Source organism: Kitasatospora sp. NPDC041917 (assembly GCF_055589745.1).
The window spans coordinates 1-17,089 of record NZ_JBVJBI010000001.1; the positions used below are offsets into that span (position 1 = coordinate 1).

At 68.1% G+C, this 17,089-nt stretch carries 13 protein-coding genes and 1 pseudogene; 9 read left to right on the forward strand and 5 right to left on the reverse strand.

Annotated features, from left to right (window positions below):
• Positions 1-101 precede the first annotated feature (101 nt).
• Positions 102-260: pseudogene (locus ACZ6EM_RS00005) on the reverse strand (transposase); the annotation flags it as partial.
• A gap of 133 nt (positions 261-393) precedes the next feature.
• On the opposite strand from ACZ6EM_RS00005, the gene ACZ6EM_RS00010 reads away from it, so the two are divergent.
• The 9 genes from ACZ6EM_RS00010 (at position 394) to ACZ6EM_RS00050 (ending at position 8,318) form a co-directional block, all read left to right on the forward strand.
• Positions 394-885, forward strand: coding sequence for a hypothetical protein (locus ACZ6EM_RS00010; protein WP_465771210.1), 492 nt, complete (start codon positions 394-396; stop codon positions 883-885).
• A 77-nt stretch (positions 886-962) separates the two neighbouring features.
• Complete coding sequence (locus tag ACZ6EM_RS00015) at positions 963-2,330, forward strand: hypothetical protein (protein WP_465771211.1); 1,368 nt, start codon at positions 963-965, stop codon at positions 2,328-2,330.
• Between the two features lie 707 nt (positions 2,331-3,037).
• A complete protein-coding gene (locus ACZ6EM_RS00020; RefSeq protein WP_465771212.1) occupies positions 3,038-3,940 on the forward strand; it encodes a hypothetical protein in 903 nt (300 codons plus the stop codon).
• Between the two features lie 76 nt (positions 3,941-4,016).
• Complete coding sequence (locus ACZ6EM_RS00025; protein WP_465771213.1) at positions 4,017-4,919, forward strand: hypothetical protein; 903 nt, start codon at positions 4,017-4,019, stop codon at positions 4,917-4,919.
• Between the two features lie 13 nt (positions 4,920-4,932).
• The gene (locus tag ACZ6EM_RS00030; protein ID WP_465771214.1) at positions 4,933-5,958 is read left to right on the forward strand and encodes an ImmA/IrrE family metallo-endopeptidase; all 1,026 of its coding nucleotides are present in this window, start codon (positions 4,933-4,935) and stop codon (positions 5,956-5,958) included.
• A 146-nt stretch (positions 5,959-6,104) separates the two neighbouring features.
• A complete protein-coding gene (locus tag ACZ6EM_RS00035; RefSeq protein WP_465771215.1) occupies positions 6,105-6,389 on the forward strand; it encodes a DUF3892 domain-containing protein in 285 nt (94 codons plus the stop codon).
• A gap of 105 nt (positions 6,390-6,494) precedes the next feature.
• Positions 6,495-6,755 (forward strand): multiubiquitin domain-containing protein, encoded by a 261-nt coding sequence (locus ACZ6EM_RS00040; protein ID WP_465771216.1) that lies wholly within the window; start codon positions 6,495-6,497, stop codon positions 6,753-6,755.
• Positions 6,730-7,899: a ThiF family adenylyltransferase gene (locus tag ACZ6EM_RS00045; RefSeq protein ID WP_465771217.1), complete on the forward strand. Its 1,170-nt coding sequence runs from the start codon at positions 6,730-6,732 to the stop codon at positions 7,897-7,899. Before ACZ6EM_RS00040 ends, ACZ6EM_RS00045 begins: the two co-directional genes overlap by 26 nt.
• Positions 7,896-8,318 (forward strand): ubiquitination-like system serine protease family protein, encoded by a 423-nt coding sequence (locus ACZ6EM_RS00050; protein ID WP_465771218.1) that lies wholly within the window; start codon positions 7,896-7,898, stop codon positions 8,316-8,318. Before ACZ6EM_RS00045 ends, ACZ6EM_RS00050 begins: the two co-directional genes overlap by 4 nt.
• Before the next feature lie 438 nt (positions 8,319-8,756).
• Here ACZ6EM_RS00050 and ACZ6EM_RS00055 read toward each other — a convergent pair whose 3' ends face one another.
• From ACZ6EM_RS00055 to ACZ6EM_RS00070, 4 genes are all read right to left on the reverse strand, one after another.
• Positions 8,757-10,826, reverse strand: a complete 2,070-nt coding sequence (locus ACZ6EM_RS00055) for an Hsp70 family protein (RefSeq protein ID WP_465771220.1) — start codon at positions 10,824-10,826, stop codon at positions 8,757-8,759.
• Positions 10,823-11,242 (reverse strand): hypothetical protein, encoded by a 420-nt coding sequence (locus ACZ6EM_RS00060; protein WP_465771221.1) that lies wholly within the window; start codon positions 11,240-11,242, stop codon positions 10,823-10,825. Before ACZ6EM_RS00060 ends, ACZ6EM_RS00055 begins: the two co-directional genes overlap by 4 nt.
• A 265-nt stretch (positions 11,243-11,507) precedes the next feature.
• The gene (locus ACZ6EM_RS00065; protein WP_465771389.1) at positions 11,508-13,199 is read right to left on the reverse strand and encodes a hypothetical protein; all 1,692 of its coding nucleotides are present in this window, start codon (positions 13,197-13,199) and stop codon (positions 11,508-11,510) included.
• Positions 13,200-13,724: 525 nt separating this feature from the next.
• Positions 13,725-17,087 carry an SAV_2336 N-terminal domain-related protein gene (locus tag ACZ6EM_RS00070; protein WP_465771222.1) on the reverse strand — a complete coding sequence of 1,121 codons (3,363 nt, stop codon included), beginning with the start codon at positions 17,085-17,087 and terminating at the stop codon, positions 13,725-13,727.
• Positions 17,088-17,089 lie beyond the last annotated feature (2 nt).

Consider the following 17,089-nt stretch of genomic DNA (forward strand, 5'->3'; position numbering starts at 1 on the left):
CAACCTCACCAAGCGCATAACGGACGAGAGCACACCAACCTGGCGGGGAACCTACTAGGGCATAAAGGGCAATCCACTCACTTCAAACGCCCTCTAACTAATCATTTCAGAAAAGAGGTCCGGAGCTTCCGCAGGCAGATGATGCTGCAGGCGAGTTGGAGCAGGCCCAGATGGAGGTCGGCGCGTATCTCGTAGCGGAACCGCAGGCGCTTGAACTGGTGAAGCCAGGCGAAGGTCCACTCCACCACCCAACGCGTTTTCTTCTGCGTGGCGGCGAAGCACACGCCCGCCGACCCGGGGCCTGCTGTACGGGCCGAGGAACCGGATCGGCCCGCAGGGTGGGGGGCGGTAGGTTACATTCAGTCAGATCGGCTTTCCAGGAGGGAGTTCGACTTGTTTCCCGAGATCCTCATGGCCCTCGCCGCTTCCGGGGCCACGGCGGTGGTTACCGCGGCCGGCACGGACGCATGGAACAGTACCCGCGCCCTGACGGCGCGCGTCCTCGGTCGCGCGGGGCAGGGCGAGGAGTCCATCCTGCGACGTCTCGACCGGACAGCCGCCGAACTCGCCCGGGCCTCGGCCGCCGGGAGCGACTCCGGTCAGGTGGAACGGCTCAGGGCCGAGCTGTCGCAGTCGTGGCGGACCCGCTTCGAGGACCATCTCCAGGACCTCCCCGAAGAGGACTGGCCGGCCGCCGAGGCCGACCTTCGTTCCCTGGTCGAGCATGTGGCGCAGAACGCGGGCGGCGGGGTATCGGCGGGCGACGGTGGACTCGCGGTGGCCGGGGACCTCCACATTACCGCCGAGGGGGGATCGGTCGCCGCCGGTGTCATCCACGGAGGTGTGTCCGTGGGCCCTACCCGACCGAGGGCGGCGCAGGACTGACCGCCCTCGGAACCCCCGGCCCCGACGGAGGTGGGAGCACGCAGTCCGCAGACCTCGTCGCGGCATCCGGGCAGGCCATGCTGCGTGCGCTGCAGGCACAGGTCGACCGCGCCAGGTCCGAGGACTCCGGAGGCACCGCTGTGTCGCTCTCGGCCTCGGGGCGCAGCACGGTCATCGGTTCGATCGGCGAGGTGCACGTCGTCCAGCAGGCTGCCCCGCCCCCGAGGAGGAAGCGCGACTCGCGCGCGAAGGAGGCCGCAGAGCTGGGCTCCCTGATCGACGGGTACCTGTCCTCCGGCAACGTCCCGGAGGCGCTCGCCGCGGCGCAGCGGCTGGCGAACCTCGGCCCGGCCCATCACGAGCAGGCCGGGCAGAAGGTGCTGAGGGCGCTCGGTCACCGCGGGGTGCGCAACGAGTACTTCTACGACGCGGCCGAGGTCCTCGAAACCCTGGGCGGGCGGTTCCACGCCCAGGCCGCCGAGTGCCTGTGGAAGGTGATCGAGGACGAGACCTCGGTGAACCGAAAACTGGCGGTCAAATCGCTGATGGTCCTCGGGGACGACCACTACGCGTCGGCGGAGCGTCGGGTGCCCGGCCTGGCGGTCAGCCTGGAGGGCTGGGCTGGCTACCGGCAGCAGATTGAGGAGGAACGGAGCGACCTGGCGCAGGGCCCTGCCGAGCTCCCGCCGGTGCCCCGGTACGGCTACTTCTCAGGCGAGGCACGCAGGGTCCGGAAGCGGGCGGCGGAGCTGGAGGCGGAGATCCTGCGCGCTCGGCGGTCCGAGTTCCTGGACCTGTTCGCCGTAGGGGAGTTGGCCCGGCTCGGGCCCGACCACCTGGAGACGGCACTGCGGCACGTCAGGGCCGTTGGGTCCGCGCACTGGTTCCTGCCGGCTGACGCGGTTCCGGGGTCCGAGTTCGTCGGCGGCACGCGCTACCGGGGCGAGCCCTCGAAGCGGGCCCGGCTCCAGGTTGATCTGGGCATGGCCTTTGCCCTGTTGGGGCCCGGCCACACGCCGGAGGCTCTGCGCCTGTTCCGGGCGGCCCTGGAAGACCCCGCGTTGAAGCCCTCCGACAACGCCGCTGCGGCGAGGGAGCTGGCCCGGCTGGGGGTGGAGCACTGGGCCGAGGCCGTGGCCGCGCTCCAGCTGCTCGTCGCCGACCCGGCTGTCCCCGCCGAGGCGCTCACCCGGACGGCCTTCCTCCTCGTCGTGCTGGACCCCTTGAGCGTGGATCAGGCGGTGGAGCTGCTCCGCCCAATCGCCCGGGGCCAGCAGGGGGAGGCCGACGACTGGGGTGAGGCCGCCCGGGTTCTGGCCGGTCTCGGCGACGGACACCGGCGGGAGGCGGAGCAGTCGCTGCGGTCGATCCTCCGGGACCGTCGGCTGCCGTTGGCAGTGCGCGCCGAGGTGGTCGAGCACTTCGTACGGCTCCGGCTCGGCTGAGCGGGGAAGTGTGTCGGGCTCCGCCCGGAGCCCGACACACTTCCCCGGTGACCGAACGGGGTGTCCGGGGGTGAACTCCGCAGGTCGGAGCGTCCGTTGCTTTGATGTCTGGCCTTTGTCGGCCACCGATCTGTCCGGCCGCTTGGGTCGCTGGAACCTGCTTTGCGGGACAGCCCTGATGTCGTCGTGCGTGCGTGGGCAGAGTGCCATCGGCGAGCGGCAGAATCAGTTGATCAGGTGCTGACAGCCGACCAGCCAACTCTTGTCGGTTCGGGTCGGAGCCTGATCCCGGTCGCGGCTCCACTCGGCAGCGATCAGTTCGGTGGCTTGCGTGGAGGATTGCCGTCCCGCTCGGGGCAGGGACGACCCGGTACCTCGGGTTCGCTGCAGCATCAGAGGGCCGAAGGCCGGCTGGTCAATCGTGGCCGAGGTCGGTGAGGTGTCGACCATCCACACTGTCACGGCGTTAGTCTCCATCGTTCGCTTGATCTCCCGTGACGCCGATCGACATCCCCGGGGCACGACCCGGCCTAACAGCTCCCGCATATCTCGGGCGTGTCCCGCGCCTTGGGCACGCATGGTGGTGTATCCAGGTCGACGCTGCCCTGTGGTTGCGGGCGCTGGGCGGGTATCGGGGATCGGGGTGGCTCGTGGCAAGCGGTGCTTTCGAGGAGCTGTCGCAGACGGGTTCGCTGGGGCCTGCGAGCTTGGAACTGCTGCAGCGGCTGGTGCATCAGGTGCGCCGCACCTACGGCTTCCCACCACCCGAGGGACACTCAGAGTGGAGCGACGACGCCGCCTGCGACCTGCTCAAGGCGATGCTGACCCGCAAGGGAGAGGGACGGAAGTTCGTCACCAGCTGCTTGGTGCTCGCCGTTGACGACGCCTCGTTGGAGCGCCTGCTTCTCGCGTCGGTCAGGAACTTCCTGATCGACGAGGCGAAGAAGACGCCGCGGGGCAAGCTCCGACGCCGGATTGCCCGTCTGATGAGCGAGGACTCGGCTTACCGGAAGGTCGTGGGTACGCCTCCGCGCTGGACGCTGGTCGATCATGCCGACGGCGCCGTGTGGCAAGGAGGCCTCGACGACCTCACTACACAAGCTGCACGGATAACAGGAGTCGGCATAACCCGCTGGAACCACTCCGGCCCCACGCCCAAGCAGACGGTCCACGCCCTCAAGACCGTTCTCCTGGGCGTGCTGCGGTACGCGCGGGGTGCGGTCCGGGAGGAAGAACTCGCCAAGGTCCTCGAGGCCCGGTTCGAACTCCTGGCACCGGCTCGTTTCACCACCCTGTACGCGGACGAGGGCACGGTCTCCGAACTCGCCGTCCAGCACGCGGCCCGCGATGCCATCACGACCGACCCCGTCGGGGTCGAGGGAGTGGTCGACAACATCTGGCAACACCTGTCCCCCAACGAGCGTCTGCTGCTTCCCCATCTCGAGGGGGACGCTCACCACGCGGCGCAGCTGTTGGAGATCCGGCACGATCATGCGGCTGCTGTCCTGTCGAACCTGAAGACGAAGCTTCGCATGGCCCTGTCCGCGGAATGCGATCGGCGGGCAGTGATGGCAGCTCTGCTGCGGCGAGGCGACGATGCCCAGTCCTGACCGGTCTCAAGTTGCGTCGTCCGGATTCAGTGAAGAGAGAATGCACCTGATGGACCACAGCCACGGGGGAGACGGTATGAGTTCTGTCCACACCACTGCCTACCAGCAGCTGGTGGCGGTCGCAGCGGGACTGAAGGTACCCGACGCCGTCCACCGGGTGGCCACCGAACCGCCCCAGGACCCGCGGCCCGGCCAAATCTGGCGCGCTGCGTGGGAAGACGTCATCCAGCCGCTACTCGTCACCGCAACCGACGACGACACACTGCGGGCCGTACCGGCTTCGTTCGAGCGGTACGCCGACGACGACACCCTGCTCCTCCCCGCTTCGGCGTCCACGTTAGAGGAGCCGTTGGCGCTCTGGTGGAGCTTGGAGACCACCGTTCCCTGGTGCGTGCTGCACCGCCAGGTCAGCGAGCTGTCTGACCGGCCTACCCTCACAGGCCGCTCACTGGCCGATGCTGTGGCCGGCGCAAGGTGGGGAAGCAACGCAGCCATGTCCGCTGCGGGCAACGAGTACCGCGGGCTCTTGGCCGACAAGGTCGCGGTTCTCGCCGCAGCGCGGTGGGAACCGCAGGGAACGGGAGGCCTGCCGCAGCTGTTCAAGGACAAGGCCATCACACCGGGAGATCTCGCGGCCGAGCTGGAGCTGCTGCCACCGCAAGCACTGGCCGTGTGGAGGGGAAAGCTGCCCCTCACCCCCGACCAGGCCACCAAACTCGCCGAGCGCCTAGGCCGGCCAGCCGATCAGTTGATCACGGCCAACCCCGCCCTGCCACACGAGGTCGTGCACGAGCTGAACCGTCCCTTGCGCCGCGCGCAGGTGAAGGCGCTTGCCACGCAGTACGACGAGGCCGAGCACGACGCCCGACTGCGTGCCGCGTACGGGATCTTCGCGCTTTCGGCACGCCAGGACGGACCAGCCGGGCCGAACTGGACAGCGCGCACCGACCGCTACTTCGAACTGTGTCTGGGCGAGTAGAAGGGGATCCCGCATGGTCAACCACGTTCTCGCCGCCGCGGCCCGGGTCCAGGCCGCGGCGATGGTCCGGGAACTCGAGGCCCTGCGTCCCGGCGCGTCGGAGCTCCTGACCCAAGGCGCTCTCGCAGAGCTGAGAACCTGGGCCGAGCTGACTGTTGTGGACGTCGACGAGGATCGGGAAGCTCAGGGATGCAGCGTCGCCGGGGCGTACGACTCCGGGCCGCCGCCGCGTCTTTCGGTCGCTGCTGCGGCCAGCCTCGCCCGGCGGGACTTCACCGCTCTCCACGAGCTGGGCCACCATCTGCAGACAAACAGCTTCGCGCTCATGGAGGCCTTCAGCGGGGAACCCGATGGGGGTGTCCTCCTGGAGGACGCGGCGTGCGACGCCTTCGCCGCTGAGATCCTGCTGCCCGCCTCCCTCGTCGACCGCCACCTGGACGTCAAGGGACCTGACGCGTCGGCGATCGCCCAGCTGTGGCAGTCGAGCAACGCCTCTCGGATGGCAGTGTGCGTGCGGGCCGCCCAGCGCCTGCCCGCGCCGGGGCACATCCTTCTCCTCGACCGTGCGGGGCGCCTCGTCTTCGGTGCCTCCCACAGCCTCCCACCGCTGCCACGCGGCAGCCGTCAGGTCGACATCCCCGTCGTCGACCGCGCCGTGGCCGGCTCCGGCCGCGCCCGGGGACGGACCCGGGTTCGCTACCGCGACGGCATCCTCGGACGGGAACTGCACACCGACATCGCGCCGATGGACGGCTACCTCGTCGCCGTCCTCGTCGCCGACTCCGCCCCCTGGCGCGCCTTCACCCCGCCCACCCTCGACACCGGCCCCCAGTCGCTCGAATACATCTGCGCGAACTGCAACGAGGAGTACCGCTCCTTCGAACCGGCCTGTCCGCGCTGCCGCGTCCCCAGCTGCCCCGAGTGCGGCCGCTGCGCCTGCCCGTCCCGCGTCACCGAGCGCCAGTGCCCCAGCTGCTTCACCCTGCATCCTTCCCGGATGTTCTCGCCGGGCAGTGATCGCTGCCTGAACTGTGCCTGACGCCTCGCAAACCACATCCGCACCGCCTTCACCACTACTCGCGAGTTACGTCGTCTGTCCCAGGCGAAGCACCCCGCACCGGGGTGCTCACGGATTCCGGGCGCCGGCCTCGGGGCCGTCGGAACCTGGTCGGCAGGAACAGAACAATGGCCATTCAGATCACCGCAGTCCGCCTGTCCCCTGGCGGCACCACGCACGAGCACATCACCCACCTGTGGTGGACCAACGAGACGTCCGGCAGCACTGGAAGTACTACCCGGGTGCAGCTCGTCAACTGGATCGAGAACAAGTCCGGCAAGGCCTACACCAGCGACGCGGCTGGGCGCCGCGCCGAAGTCTTCGTCGTGACCCCCGCACAGGGCGAGAAGTACCTGCGGACCCGCGCCGACGGCGTGTGGACCAACAACCTCCTCGCCCTGCCCAGACGCTGACCCCCGCCGTCCGTCGTGCCGCTGCTCGCGGCGGCGCGCCGAACAGCCCGCCCCGGTTCCCGGAGAACCCGGGGCCGACCACACATCACACTTTCAGGAGGACTCATGTCCCAGGACAGCCACGGGCCCGCGCCCGTCACGATCGTCGTCAACGCCCGCCCGCACACCTGGGAGGCGAAGGAGATCACCTTCAAGCAGATCGTCGACCTCGCATATCCCGGCCAGCCGCCGACCGATCAGGACACCTACACGGTCCGCTACAGCCGCGGCCACGACGGTCACGGAGCTGGCAGCCTGACGGCCGGCCACAGCGTCGCGGTGAAGAAGGGGATGGTCTTCGATGTCTACCGCACTTCTCGCTCGTGACCCTGACCTGGTCCGGCTTCTCGACGATGGCTACGACGTCGTCGTCCATGCCGGCCACATCATCATCCGGCACGTCCCGTACGCCACTGAGAACCGCACTGTCGAGCACGGCTTCCTCGCGTACCCCATGACCATCAGCGGAGACCGCCTGGTCTCAGGAACCGACCACCGCATCTGGTTCAGCGGTTCCGTCCCGTGCGACGAGCACGGCCGGCCGCTGGCCTTGGCGAGTCCGGACCTCCGGGAGATCGCCGAGGGCATGCGGGCGGGCTTCATGCTCTCCAGCAAGCCCGGCCCGGACGGCTACCCGGACGAGTACACGAAGATCACCGCGTATGCCCGGATCATCGCCGACCACGCGCACGCACTCGACTCCTCGGCCACCTCCACCCCTGGCGCGGCGTGGCAGGAGATCGACGACGACAGCCCCTTCGTCTACAGGGACACCGCCACCTCCCGCGCCGGCATCGCGGCCGTCAACCGCCGTTTCCGGGGCCACCGCGTCGTGATCGTCGGCCTCGGAGGCAGCGGGAGCTACATCCTCGATCAGGTGGCCAAGACCGAGGTCGACTCGATCCTCCTCGTCGACGGCGACACCTTCGACAACCACAACGCGTTCCGGGCTCCGGGCGCCCCGACCCTCGACACCTTGCGCAGCCGCCCGGCCAAGGCCGTCTACCTCGCCTCGATCTACGCGAACATGCACCGGGGCGTGACGGCTTGCGAGCAGTACCTCGACGAAGAGAACCTCGACCTGCTCACCGGAGCGACGTTCGTCTTCCTCGCCTCCGACGACGCCACCGGCAAGCCGGCGATCACCGAGTGGCTCGAAGCGCACAACGTGCCGTTCATCGACGTCGGTATGGGAGTCGATGAGGTCGACGGCCGCCTCAGTGGACTGCTGCGTGTCACCACGAGTCTTCCCACCCGCCGTATCCCAGCCCGCAGCCGCATCCCGCAGCCGGCTCTCGAACGCGATGCCTACGGGCGGAACATTCAGACCGCGGACCTGAACGCGCTGAACGCCGTCCTGGCCGTCATCCGTTGGAAGCGCTTCATCGGCATCTACGCCGACGCCACCGATGAGGGACACAGCACCTACTCGCTGATCACCAACGAGATCGCTAACGAGGACCTCCCGTGACCGCCCAGGACACCCTGCATCCGGTCTTCACCGAGACGTTCCCTCCGGCGATGGATCCAGGGAAGCTGTACATCTCGATCCCCTACCGCACCTGCGGTCACCTGTGCTGTTGCGGCTGCGGACACGAAGTCATCACACCGCTCTCCCCCGCGCAGTGGAAGCTCACTTTTGATGGCGAGAACGTATCCCTGGCCCCGTCGATCTGCAACTGGTCACTCCGCTGCCAGTCGCACTACTGGATCCATGACGGTCGCGTCCGCTGGAGCCGCCGGTACTCGGCGGCGGAGATCGATCAGAACCGGGCCCGCGATCGTCGCCTGCTCGACCCGAGCACCCCGGTCCCCGCACCAGAACCAACTTCCAGGCTCCGCCGCTGGCTGCGGCTCCGACGCCTGTGGACGCCCGGACGATCATCCTGACAAACCCGTCACCGTGATGATCACACAGGGGCACCGGCGCGGGTAGCCTGGCAGGGGTCGGCCGGCCTGACCGACGTAATCAACTCGGCTTCAGGAAACATGTTTGGACGATACGTTCCCGGTGTCCGCTTGACTACCGCCAGGCTCAGGGACGTTGACAGAGTGTTCACCTGAATGATAGTTCGCTTTCCTCCAAAGTGCCGTACCGTCCCCACTCATCACGGGTGCCTGCGGAGCGGAACGCCGCGGCTGCGCGCATGGCCGCCCACGCAAAACGCTCGGCTGGGAAACCCCAGCCGAGCGCCTGCAGAAACTCGTCACAGCCTGATCAAACCGACCACGTGTTGCAACGACCGTTAGAAACCACCCGCTTGTCCTGGCGCGGACTGCGGAACCCCATAGCGACTGTGGCAGTCCGCGCCTGGTACCCGGAGCGCGTCACCTCGGCCGGGCGGGCGCCGCCACATTCGGTATGCGCCGGTTGAAGACCCATACCCCCTGAGAGTGAGTGGCGCCGAGGACCCGCCCCGTGTCCCGAAGCCAAGGGTTCGCCTTCTGAAATGGCACGAAGTTGTCGTTGGAGATGATGACCCCGCCGACCTCCTCAGCGATGCTGATCACCAGCGTGTCTCCCCGGCCCTCGGTCCCGGCTGGGGGCTGCACGACCTTCCCGTCGGCGATGGCAGCCTCCACTCGAGGGCGCTCCTCGGCGGACACGTCGTGGCGCAACGTGGCGTCGACCACCACGTGAATGTCGCGGTCGGGATGCTTGAACCGCAGTGACCGGACAGCCGCCTCAAGTGCCGCGAAGCTCGGTTTGCCGCCCACTGCGCGCGGTGGCCGGCCGTTCCAAGCAAGGTTGGAGCCGTCCACGATGAGCGGCGGCGCTTCGGCGCTCGTGTGGGCCGTACGTGGTGAGGAACGCGGCGGGGCGGGCTTGGGTAGTCCATCCCCCTGGTCGCTGGGTCGGGCCTGCTGCGGATGGGTCGGCGTGGCGGCGGGCCGGGCGGTCGGGGCAAGGGTGAGCAGACGGTCGAGTTCCTTCTTCACCTCGGGCAGGACGTTCCCGTCGCCGAACACCTTTACTTCTCCGTCGAGGACGACCTCTCCGGTCTTCTGAAGGGTCGCCTTGACGGTCAGCAGACCTTCCTTGCTGTATGTGTACTCGAGATCGAAGACCCCATCCTCAGCCGTGCAGCGCCGTGGGTACGTCAGGACGAGGTCGGCCAACTTGACGTTGTCCGGGTGGTTCACATCGCGGTCCGGGTCTCCCTCCCAGACTTCCACGGTCAGGCGGGAGATGTTGTCCTTGAGCGGTTCGTACGACTTCATGCGCTGCTGGGGCAGACGCATGTTCCGGTCGATGAGGGCGCTGAATCCTAGCCTGCCCTCGCGGTCCTTGGTGATCGTGCCGAGGGCGTGCGTGTTGACCACGCGGATGATGCTCTTTAGCTCGCCGTCCATGGCCGCCGCGCTGATCGCCGCCCCTTCCGCCACTGCGGTCATGGGGTCGCACAGTGCGGTGTCGACGAGTTCGCAGTCGAGTGCCTCGGAGACGGCGGTGCGTACCGCTGGGATCTGGCTGCTGCCACCGATCATCAGGACGGCAGTGAGATCCTGAGGGTCGATTCGGGCCTGCTTCAGGCATTCCTCCACGGGGTCGAGCGCACGGCTGATGAGGTCCTGGATGGCCTGGGAGAACTCGTCCTGTCCGATCTCGACGAGGACCCCGTCAGGCGTCTGGACGCCGACCGACTCCTGATGGGAGAGCAGGATCTTGGCCCGCTCGATGTCGAGGGCGAACATCCGCTTCTCTGAGTCGCTCCAGCGCCCGCGGGCGGGCGCCCTGTCGAGGACCATGCGGCGCAGCCGGGCGTCGATCTCCAAGCCGCCAAGGCGGTTGACGCCTCGGCTCGCCTTCTCGTCGAAGAAGCCGTCGTCGTGCAGGAGCAGGGTGGCGTCCATCGTGCCGCCGCCCCAGTCAAAGACCAGGAACTCGCCGTCGACCTCCATCTCATGGGCGTATGCGATCGCCGCTGCCGTCGGTTCGTTCAGCAGTGTGCGGACCGTGATCCCGGCCGCACGGGCTGCCTCACGCGTTCGGAATCGGGCCGCGCCGGTCGCGTTGGCGGGCACCGTGACGACAGCCTCGCGGATCTCAGTGGCGGCTTCCTCTTCCGCGGCCCTGGCGATGGCGTGGAAGACGCCGGCCGCGGCGGTGGTCGCGGCGAACCGTTCACCGCCCAGCTTGACGAACGGTTCCTCCCGCAGCATCCGCTTGCACGCCTCGACGGCCTGTTCGGAACGGAGTTTCGCCTCCCAGCCGAACAGCGTGCCCGGCCGCAGGGAACTCGTGCCGACGACCGACGGGTAGAGCAGCTCGAACCCCCTGCGCCCCCAGTTGGCGTCCAGGCCCTGCCCGCCGATCTCCAGCACTTCGACGTACTCGCCGTTCCACTGGGCCGCGACAGAGTTGGTGGTCCCGAAGTCGATGCCGGCTGCCGTCATGCTTCCTCCCCCTTCATACTCGCGGGGCCGGCGACGCGCCGGAGTTGTCCCGCAAGAATGACCTTCCCTGTCAACTCGTCGACGTACGCCGGACTCAGCAGCTCGAGGGCGTCTCCCTCGCCCTCGGTCACCACGAACCGGTCGCTCGCTTCTGGTTCCGTCACTCGTAGCAGCCGCAGTTCTCGCAGATGCGCCGTCATCGCCCCTTCGACCACCTCGCGACTGTCCCCGGCCCGGGACCAAAGCAGCGCGTCGATCTCGGCGAGGCGTCCGGCGAACTGGGCGCGCGTACGGAATTCGTCCAGTACCGCCCTGCGTACGGCCGTGGCAAGCGCCCCGGAAGGCGGCACCTCCCCGGCCCCGGCAGCCTCCAGTGCCTCCGGTACGCGTTCGGCCACTCCTTTGATCACCGTCATCGCGTCGATCGGGTCGGGACGGACGGGAGAATCGGCGACGCCGGTCTTCGCCGACTTGGCCGGAGCCTCGGAGTCACGTTCTCTATGACGCCTCAGGCCCCCAGGTTTGTGCGGTGCCTTTGAGCCCCTCGCACCGGGTTGCGTCTGGCCGCAGGCGGGGCACGGGCGGTGGGGGCGCTCTTTCTTGGGAATGTTCTTCTTGGGAGGCATCAGGCTCTGATTCGTTCGGTACGGGCGGTGAGTCGGGAAGCGGACGTCGCAGTGGTCATCGCGTGGAACTGTGGCGGTCGAGGTGCGGGGCGGTGGTCCTGAAGTCGTCGAGGAGTTCGACGGCGGCACGGGCACGGATGGCCTCCAACTCGCCGCCACTCGTGACTGGGGTCCGGCGCGGGAGGGCCTCCACCGGGGGCACGAGATGCCGCGGCACCTGAGAAGGCATGGCGTACCGCGACAGGTCGAGTGGCAACCGGTAGAAGACGTCCCAGCCCGCCTCGTCGCGCAGCGCGCCACGGATACGTTCCTCGGCCAAGTTCAGGGCGGACTGAGCCTTGGCGTCTCCCTCGCGCTGGCGAAATATTTTCCGGCAACGTTCCTCCCAACCGTCGGCACCGTGATCCAGGCCGATTTCGAGGAAGGGATTGCTGAACGGGCCGCGGTCGTTCCGCCTCGTCCCCCTCCAGGCGCGCAGGAGTCGGAGGTTGCGTTCGGCGACGGCGCCACCCTGCGCGGCGGCCTTCTCGGCGTACTCCTCGGCGGAGTCGAGCAGTCTGTTCCGTCCTGTGGCCGACTCGAGCGTCTCGCTCTGCTCCACGGCCACGTACGCCGCGATGGCATATCCCTCCTGCACCAGCTCCGCGGGGACCTTCCGGCCGCTGCCACCGCGGGTGAGGGAGTGCGCCTGAAGTGCCGCCGCCTCCATCTCGCCCGCCCTGACCAGGTCGTAAGCCCGGTTCGCGGCGACGAGCGCGTAAAAGGGACTGCGCCCGGCGTCGATGAGCTCCCGTGGATTCCACAGAGTGGTCATCAGGCGCCAGAGTCCGCGGTCCTCGCCCATGCTCGGCGGCCATTGCCCGGACACAGCACCCGATTTGAGATCGCGCAATTCGATCTGCTGGGCTCGGGGTAGAGTCGCGTCGAGTGCGTCAAGGGATGCCATGTCACCGTCCAGGACGACGTCGTACAGGAGGTCCCATAGATCGTCCGGTTCCTGCCGGGCGAGCGTCTCGCCGCTCAGGAATGACTGTCGGCGTAGATAGGCCTGCCAGCCGAGCCGCCTTGCCTCCTCGTCGGTGATCTTCTCCGGTGCGAGACGCGCGCGCAGGTAGAGACTTTCCTGGTCGTCGCGGACTTTCCAGGGCGCGTCCTCGGCCAGCAGGCCACCATGGTCGACCAGATCGTCGATGACAGTCAGAGGAGCCCAGGCGAGAAGTCCGTCCAGGAAGCGGTTGGGTATGGGAATCGCGCCACGGGTGGCGGCGGTCGCGAAGAGGGAGAAGGCGGGACCGCCCGTGACCGCTAGGGAACGCTTGCCAACGAGGTCCAGGCCGGGCGCCGTCGAACATAGCAGTCGGCACCGTTCCAGGCCCGCCTCGTTGAGCCATCGCACTCCGGTGCCCCAAAGGTTGCGCATGTGGCCGAGGACCGACGCTGACGGCAGGTGGCTCAGCCCGGCCTGCACCGCGGGCAACAAGCCCTCGCGGTCCGGATCCCCTTCGAGCGCCCGAGTGAGTACCGCCCGTTCCGCCTCGGGTGTCCCGGCGACCGCCACCGCTTCCGAGAGCATGGCCAGCACGGCTTCGACGGCCTCGCTGCCCCCGACACCGAGCCAACGCCACTTGCGCTGGATGAAACCGCTCACGCCCGAGGAGCCCTGACCCTCCCGGCGTTCACGCGCCCGTGTCAGGCGCTCTCGTTCGGCGGCTTTCGCCGCTTGTCGGGCGGCGACCGGGTCCGTCATGTTGTGCACGCCCGACAGGTTACCCGCGCGGTCTGACAATCCAAATGGCCTTGTACGTATCGTGACCTCGGACGACGAGTGGCGCGGGACCGCTGGCCAAGTGCCGTGGGACAGCGTTATTTTCCGCACTCCCTAATGCTCCAGTGAGAGTTCTCCATATGCCCTGGTCAGCGGCCTGGGGGCGGTGAGTGTAGCGAGGTTGAGGCGTGGGTGGGCGGATTTGACGTGGCTGTCCCGCCCACGAGTTGCCGCGCCACATGCAGTGACAGCGGCGAGTAGAAATTAACTAACTAACCTTACATATACGGCAGTTCACCAAAATGTCCCGGTGTCCGCTTGACTACCGCCAGACTCAAGGACGTTGACAAAGTTGACGGCTGAATGGTAGTCAGCTCACCTTGCGCCGGGGAGAGCGAGCACATCAACAGAGCAGCTGCCGGGCGCTCCTTGGTTGCGGCCCTGGATCTGTTTCGCTGCTTCCAGTGCGGCAAGTGACGGTCGCCCTCTGCTGGTCCTGCAGCAATCTTAGGCCTCATCGAGCAACCAGGACGTCAGCCGCTCCGGCAGGTCGAGATCCCCATCGACCACATCGCGCGGCCGACCGGTCAGGGTGTTCCGGATCTCCATGCTTTCGGCAAGGGTTGCAAGAGCCTCCTCCCGACGGCCCGAACGGCCCAGGTGCACAGTCAGGTTGCTGAGGCTCGTGGCGAATTGCAGCAGCATGGCCTCGGGATCCCTCAAGGCCGCTTCCCGGTACAAATCCACCGCCTCTCTGATGGCGTCGAGGGCTTCCTCACCTTGACCCAGCTCGCCTAGGCGGTTCGAGAGGTTGTTCAGACTCCTGGCAAGCGCGGGCGCGAATTGCTCGTGATCCTCCCGGACGAGCATCCGGTAAATGCCCACCGCCTCTGAGATCGCAGCAAGCGCATCGGCCTCATGACCCAGCTCACCCAGGCGGTTCGAGTGGTTGTTCAAGGTTAGCGCGAGGCCAGCCCGGTAGTCGTCAGGATTAATTCGATGCAGCGTCCGGTACACGGCCACGGCTTCACTGACAGCGACGAGTGCCTCATCCGGCCGGTTCGCCTCACCGAGATAGACGGCGAGATTGTTCAAACCCTGGGCCAGCCCAGCGTGATATGGCTGGGGCGGCTGGTTTGCCGACTGCCGGTACAGCGTGATGGCCTCCTCAGCAGCAGCGATTGCATCCTCCCAATGGCCGACGCTGCTTAGATGGTTGGCGAGGATGTTCAGGTTCCTGGCCAGGTCGGCCCAATGGGCGTCCGGTCTCCGTGCCGCCTGTTCTCGGAGCCGACGGACGTTCTCTCGCGCGGTAGCAAGGTCTTCCGCCGTACGCTCGGCTTCGGCCGGATCACCGGGATTCGAGGCGAAGGCGTCGGCCACGTCGTCAGCGGTGGGTCGATTGGCCGGGTCGTAATCCAGACATCTCCACAACAGCTCGGCGATCAGTGTGTCGGCTGCTGACTCGGCCAACGCCTCACGCAGCTCGACATCGGCCCGGAGATCCGTCCACCGGCCCGTCGCGAAGGCGATGAGCATGGCGCCCATTGCATAGACATCGCTCTCCGTCGTCGGCTCGGAGAGATCGTCTTCTGATTCGTGAAAGACCTGGCTCCGCATAAACTCGAAGCGGTAGGGGCTGTGGAATCCATCTCGCGACGAGGTCATCCACCCGATCAGCTGAACGTCCTGGCCAGTCACCAGGACGGTCTTGGGCGTGATGGATCCATGTACCAGGCCCAGACCGTGCGCACGGCCGACCGCACGGGCCACGTTCAGCCCGATGCGGTGGAAGAGATAGGGATCGACCAGTCCTCCATTCTCCTCGAAGACATCCCGCAGGTTCGGCGCCGGATCAGCGTGCGGACCCTCATGACGACGGGTGAAGGAGGAGGCCAGCCATGGCGGGCCTTCCTGGTCGCCCACGTTCGAGTCGAGCAGCTGCGGGGCATAGGTGCCCTGCATACGCTCCAGGCAGTCCGCCTCCGTGCGCATGAGATCCCAGGCCATGGCCCGGTCCTGGTCGAACAGCGGGGCGGACGTCCGCACCAGGACCACATCGCCGTCCTCGTCCTGTGCCAGGTACAGCCGGACGGCGTTCCACCCCTGGTCATTGCGTGCGTAGAGACGGAACGGTCCTAGGTAACGAGGGTCATCGGGCCGGATTGGTGACCAGCCCTCCGGAATAGTCGCTGTCGGCGCGCTCATCGGAGCGGCTGCCATGGAGCTGGGCCGCGCCGTCGGATCCACCTCGTCCGAGGCCGCGGTCCGTTCCAGATCGGTGCCGATCGCTCCCGCGCCTGCCGGTGGGACACCGAGTCGGCTCAGGAGCCGGTCTGTAAGCCAGCCGAAGGGCCGGCCGGTGTCCCCAGTCACGACTGTGCCGTCTGGGTGGCCGATCCAGGCCGGGAAACCCCGGGAACGACCGATGGAAGCCTCCAGCTGCTCCGCGACGACGCGTGTGGTCCGCAGCAGTTCCTTCGATGGGAGCGCGCCCAGGAGAATCCGGCGGGTCTCTGGTGAAAAGTCGAAGGGCTGCTGGTGGGGCAGTGGCTCCGGCCCGTCGGTGTGGACCCGCCGCATCAGGCCGCCGAGGAACGCCTCCACGATGTGCCCGCTGTCAGTCGGCGGGCCGAGGGCGCTCTGGACCAGGCGCATCACCGGTGGGGTAACGGGAGCCACGGCCGCCAGGTGCGCCGCGAGCTGGTAGGCCTCGGGGGACGCCGCGGCACGGAAGCGCAGGACGGCCTCCGCGTCGTCGGCCTGCCGGGTGTCGGCGGCGCGGCGGTCGGTACCGAACCGGTCACCGCTCCACAGCGGGAGCAGAGCGGTGGTTCCAGGCGACGCGATCAGTCGCGCCCAATCCGCGATGGCCTCAGGCGAAGGTTCGAGGACCGGCACGGGAACCATGTCGAACTCGACCAGATCCGGAGGCAGCACCGGGTCCGTGACACGCCAGGTCGTCGCCGGGCCACCACGGCGGTGCGACGTGACCTGCCAGCGCCGCGCCGAGATACCCGAGCTCGGCCAGAGACGCGCCGGCAACGCATGGATGATCGCGGTCGGGCCGCGCCTCGCCCACCGGTCGATCGCTCGGCGCATCCGGCCGTCCCACCACGCCTTCCCGATGCCGTCGCTGATTACCAGGACGAGGGTGCCGCCGGTGGGGTCGGTCACGCTCTCTGGCGCCAAGCGGTGTGCCCCGCTCCGGTAGGGGCGAGTGCTGAGCAGCGGGGCACGGGTGCTGCGGCTGTCGAGGCCGTAGACGCGCACGTCGCGGAAGGCGCCCGCACGTTCCATGAGCCGGCGCACCTCGGAGGCCAGACGCTGCCAGAGGATCATGGAGACACCGTCGTCGACGACGAGTGCCAGGGACAGCCAACGGGTCCGGACCGGCTGGGTGGCAGTCTCGGGCAGCCCGGTATCGGCCATCGCCGCGACCGTCCGCACGATGTCGAGCTCGTGCCGCCGGTCGTCGGGGAAGCGCTGCCGCAGCGGGCGGAGCGCCTTCCCCAATCGGAGCTCCCCGGCATCGAGGAGCCGGCTGTCCGGAACCCGGACGCTGTGCGCGCGGGACTGCGTCGAGTCCGGCAGCGGCTGCTGGTCGCCTTGCGCCGTCGCCTGCAGCGGACGTTCGGGCATGGCGTCCTGTGATGGCTCCGGGTCGGGCCGTTCGGCAGGCGTGGCGGGGATCGGCGGCACGGCGGAGGCCTGCTCGGGCTGGGGGTCGCACTGGTGCCGGGGCATGGCGCGCTCGGGTCCCCGGGCCAGCGGCCCGGTGTCCGGGGGCACTCGTCCGGCGAGCCAGAGCACGTCGAGGAGTTCCTCGTCGGAGAGCTCCACTCCGCTTCTGGCCAGTACGTCCCTCATCC

Bases quoted from the DNA above. Each gene is read 5' to 3' on its own strand.
- ACZ6EM_RS00040 (WP_465771216.1), top strand. From the start codon at position 6,495: ATGTCCCAGGACAGCCACGGGCCCGCGCCCGTCACGATCGTCGTCAAC.
- ACZ6EM_RS00030 (WP_465771214.1), top strand. From the start codon at position 4,933: ATGGTCAACCACGTTCTCGCCGCCGCGGCCCGGGTCCAGGCCGCGGCG.
- ACZ6EM_RS00035 (WP_465771215.1), top strand. From the start codon at position 6,105: ATGGCCATTCAGATCACCGCAGTCCGCCTGTCCCCTGGCGGCACCACG.
- ACZ6EM_RS00065 (WP_465771389.1), bottom strand. From the start codon at position 13,199: ATGACGGACCCGGTCGCCGCCCGACAAGCGGCGAAAGCCGCCGAACGA.
- ACZ6EM_RS00015 (WP_465771211.1), top strand. From the start codon at position 963: ATGCTGCGTGCGCTGCAGGCACAGGTCGACCGCGCCAGGTCCGAGGAC.
- ACZ6EM_RS00055 (WP_465771220.1), bottom strand. From the start codon at position 10,826: ATGACGGCAGCCGGCATCGACTTCGGGACCACCAACTCTGTCGCGGCC.
- ACZ6EM_RS00060 (WP_465771221.1), bottom strand. From the start codon at position 11,242: ATGACGGTGATCAAAGGAGTGGCCGAACGCGTACCGGAGGCACTGGAG.
- ACZ6EM_RS00025 (WP_465771213.1), top strand. From the start codon at position 4,017: ATGAGTTCTGTCCACACCACTGCCTACCAGCAGCTGGTGGCGGTCGCA.
- ACZ6EM_RS00070 (WP_465771222.1), bottom strand. From the start codon at position 17,087: ATGAGGGACGTACTGGCCAGAAGCGGAGTGGAGCTCTCCGACGAGGAA.
- ACZ6EM_RS00045 (WP_465771217.1), top strand. From the start codon at position 6,730: ATGTCTACCGCACTTCTCGCTCGTGACCCTGACCTGGTCCGGCTTCTC.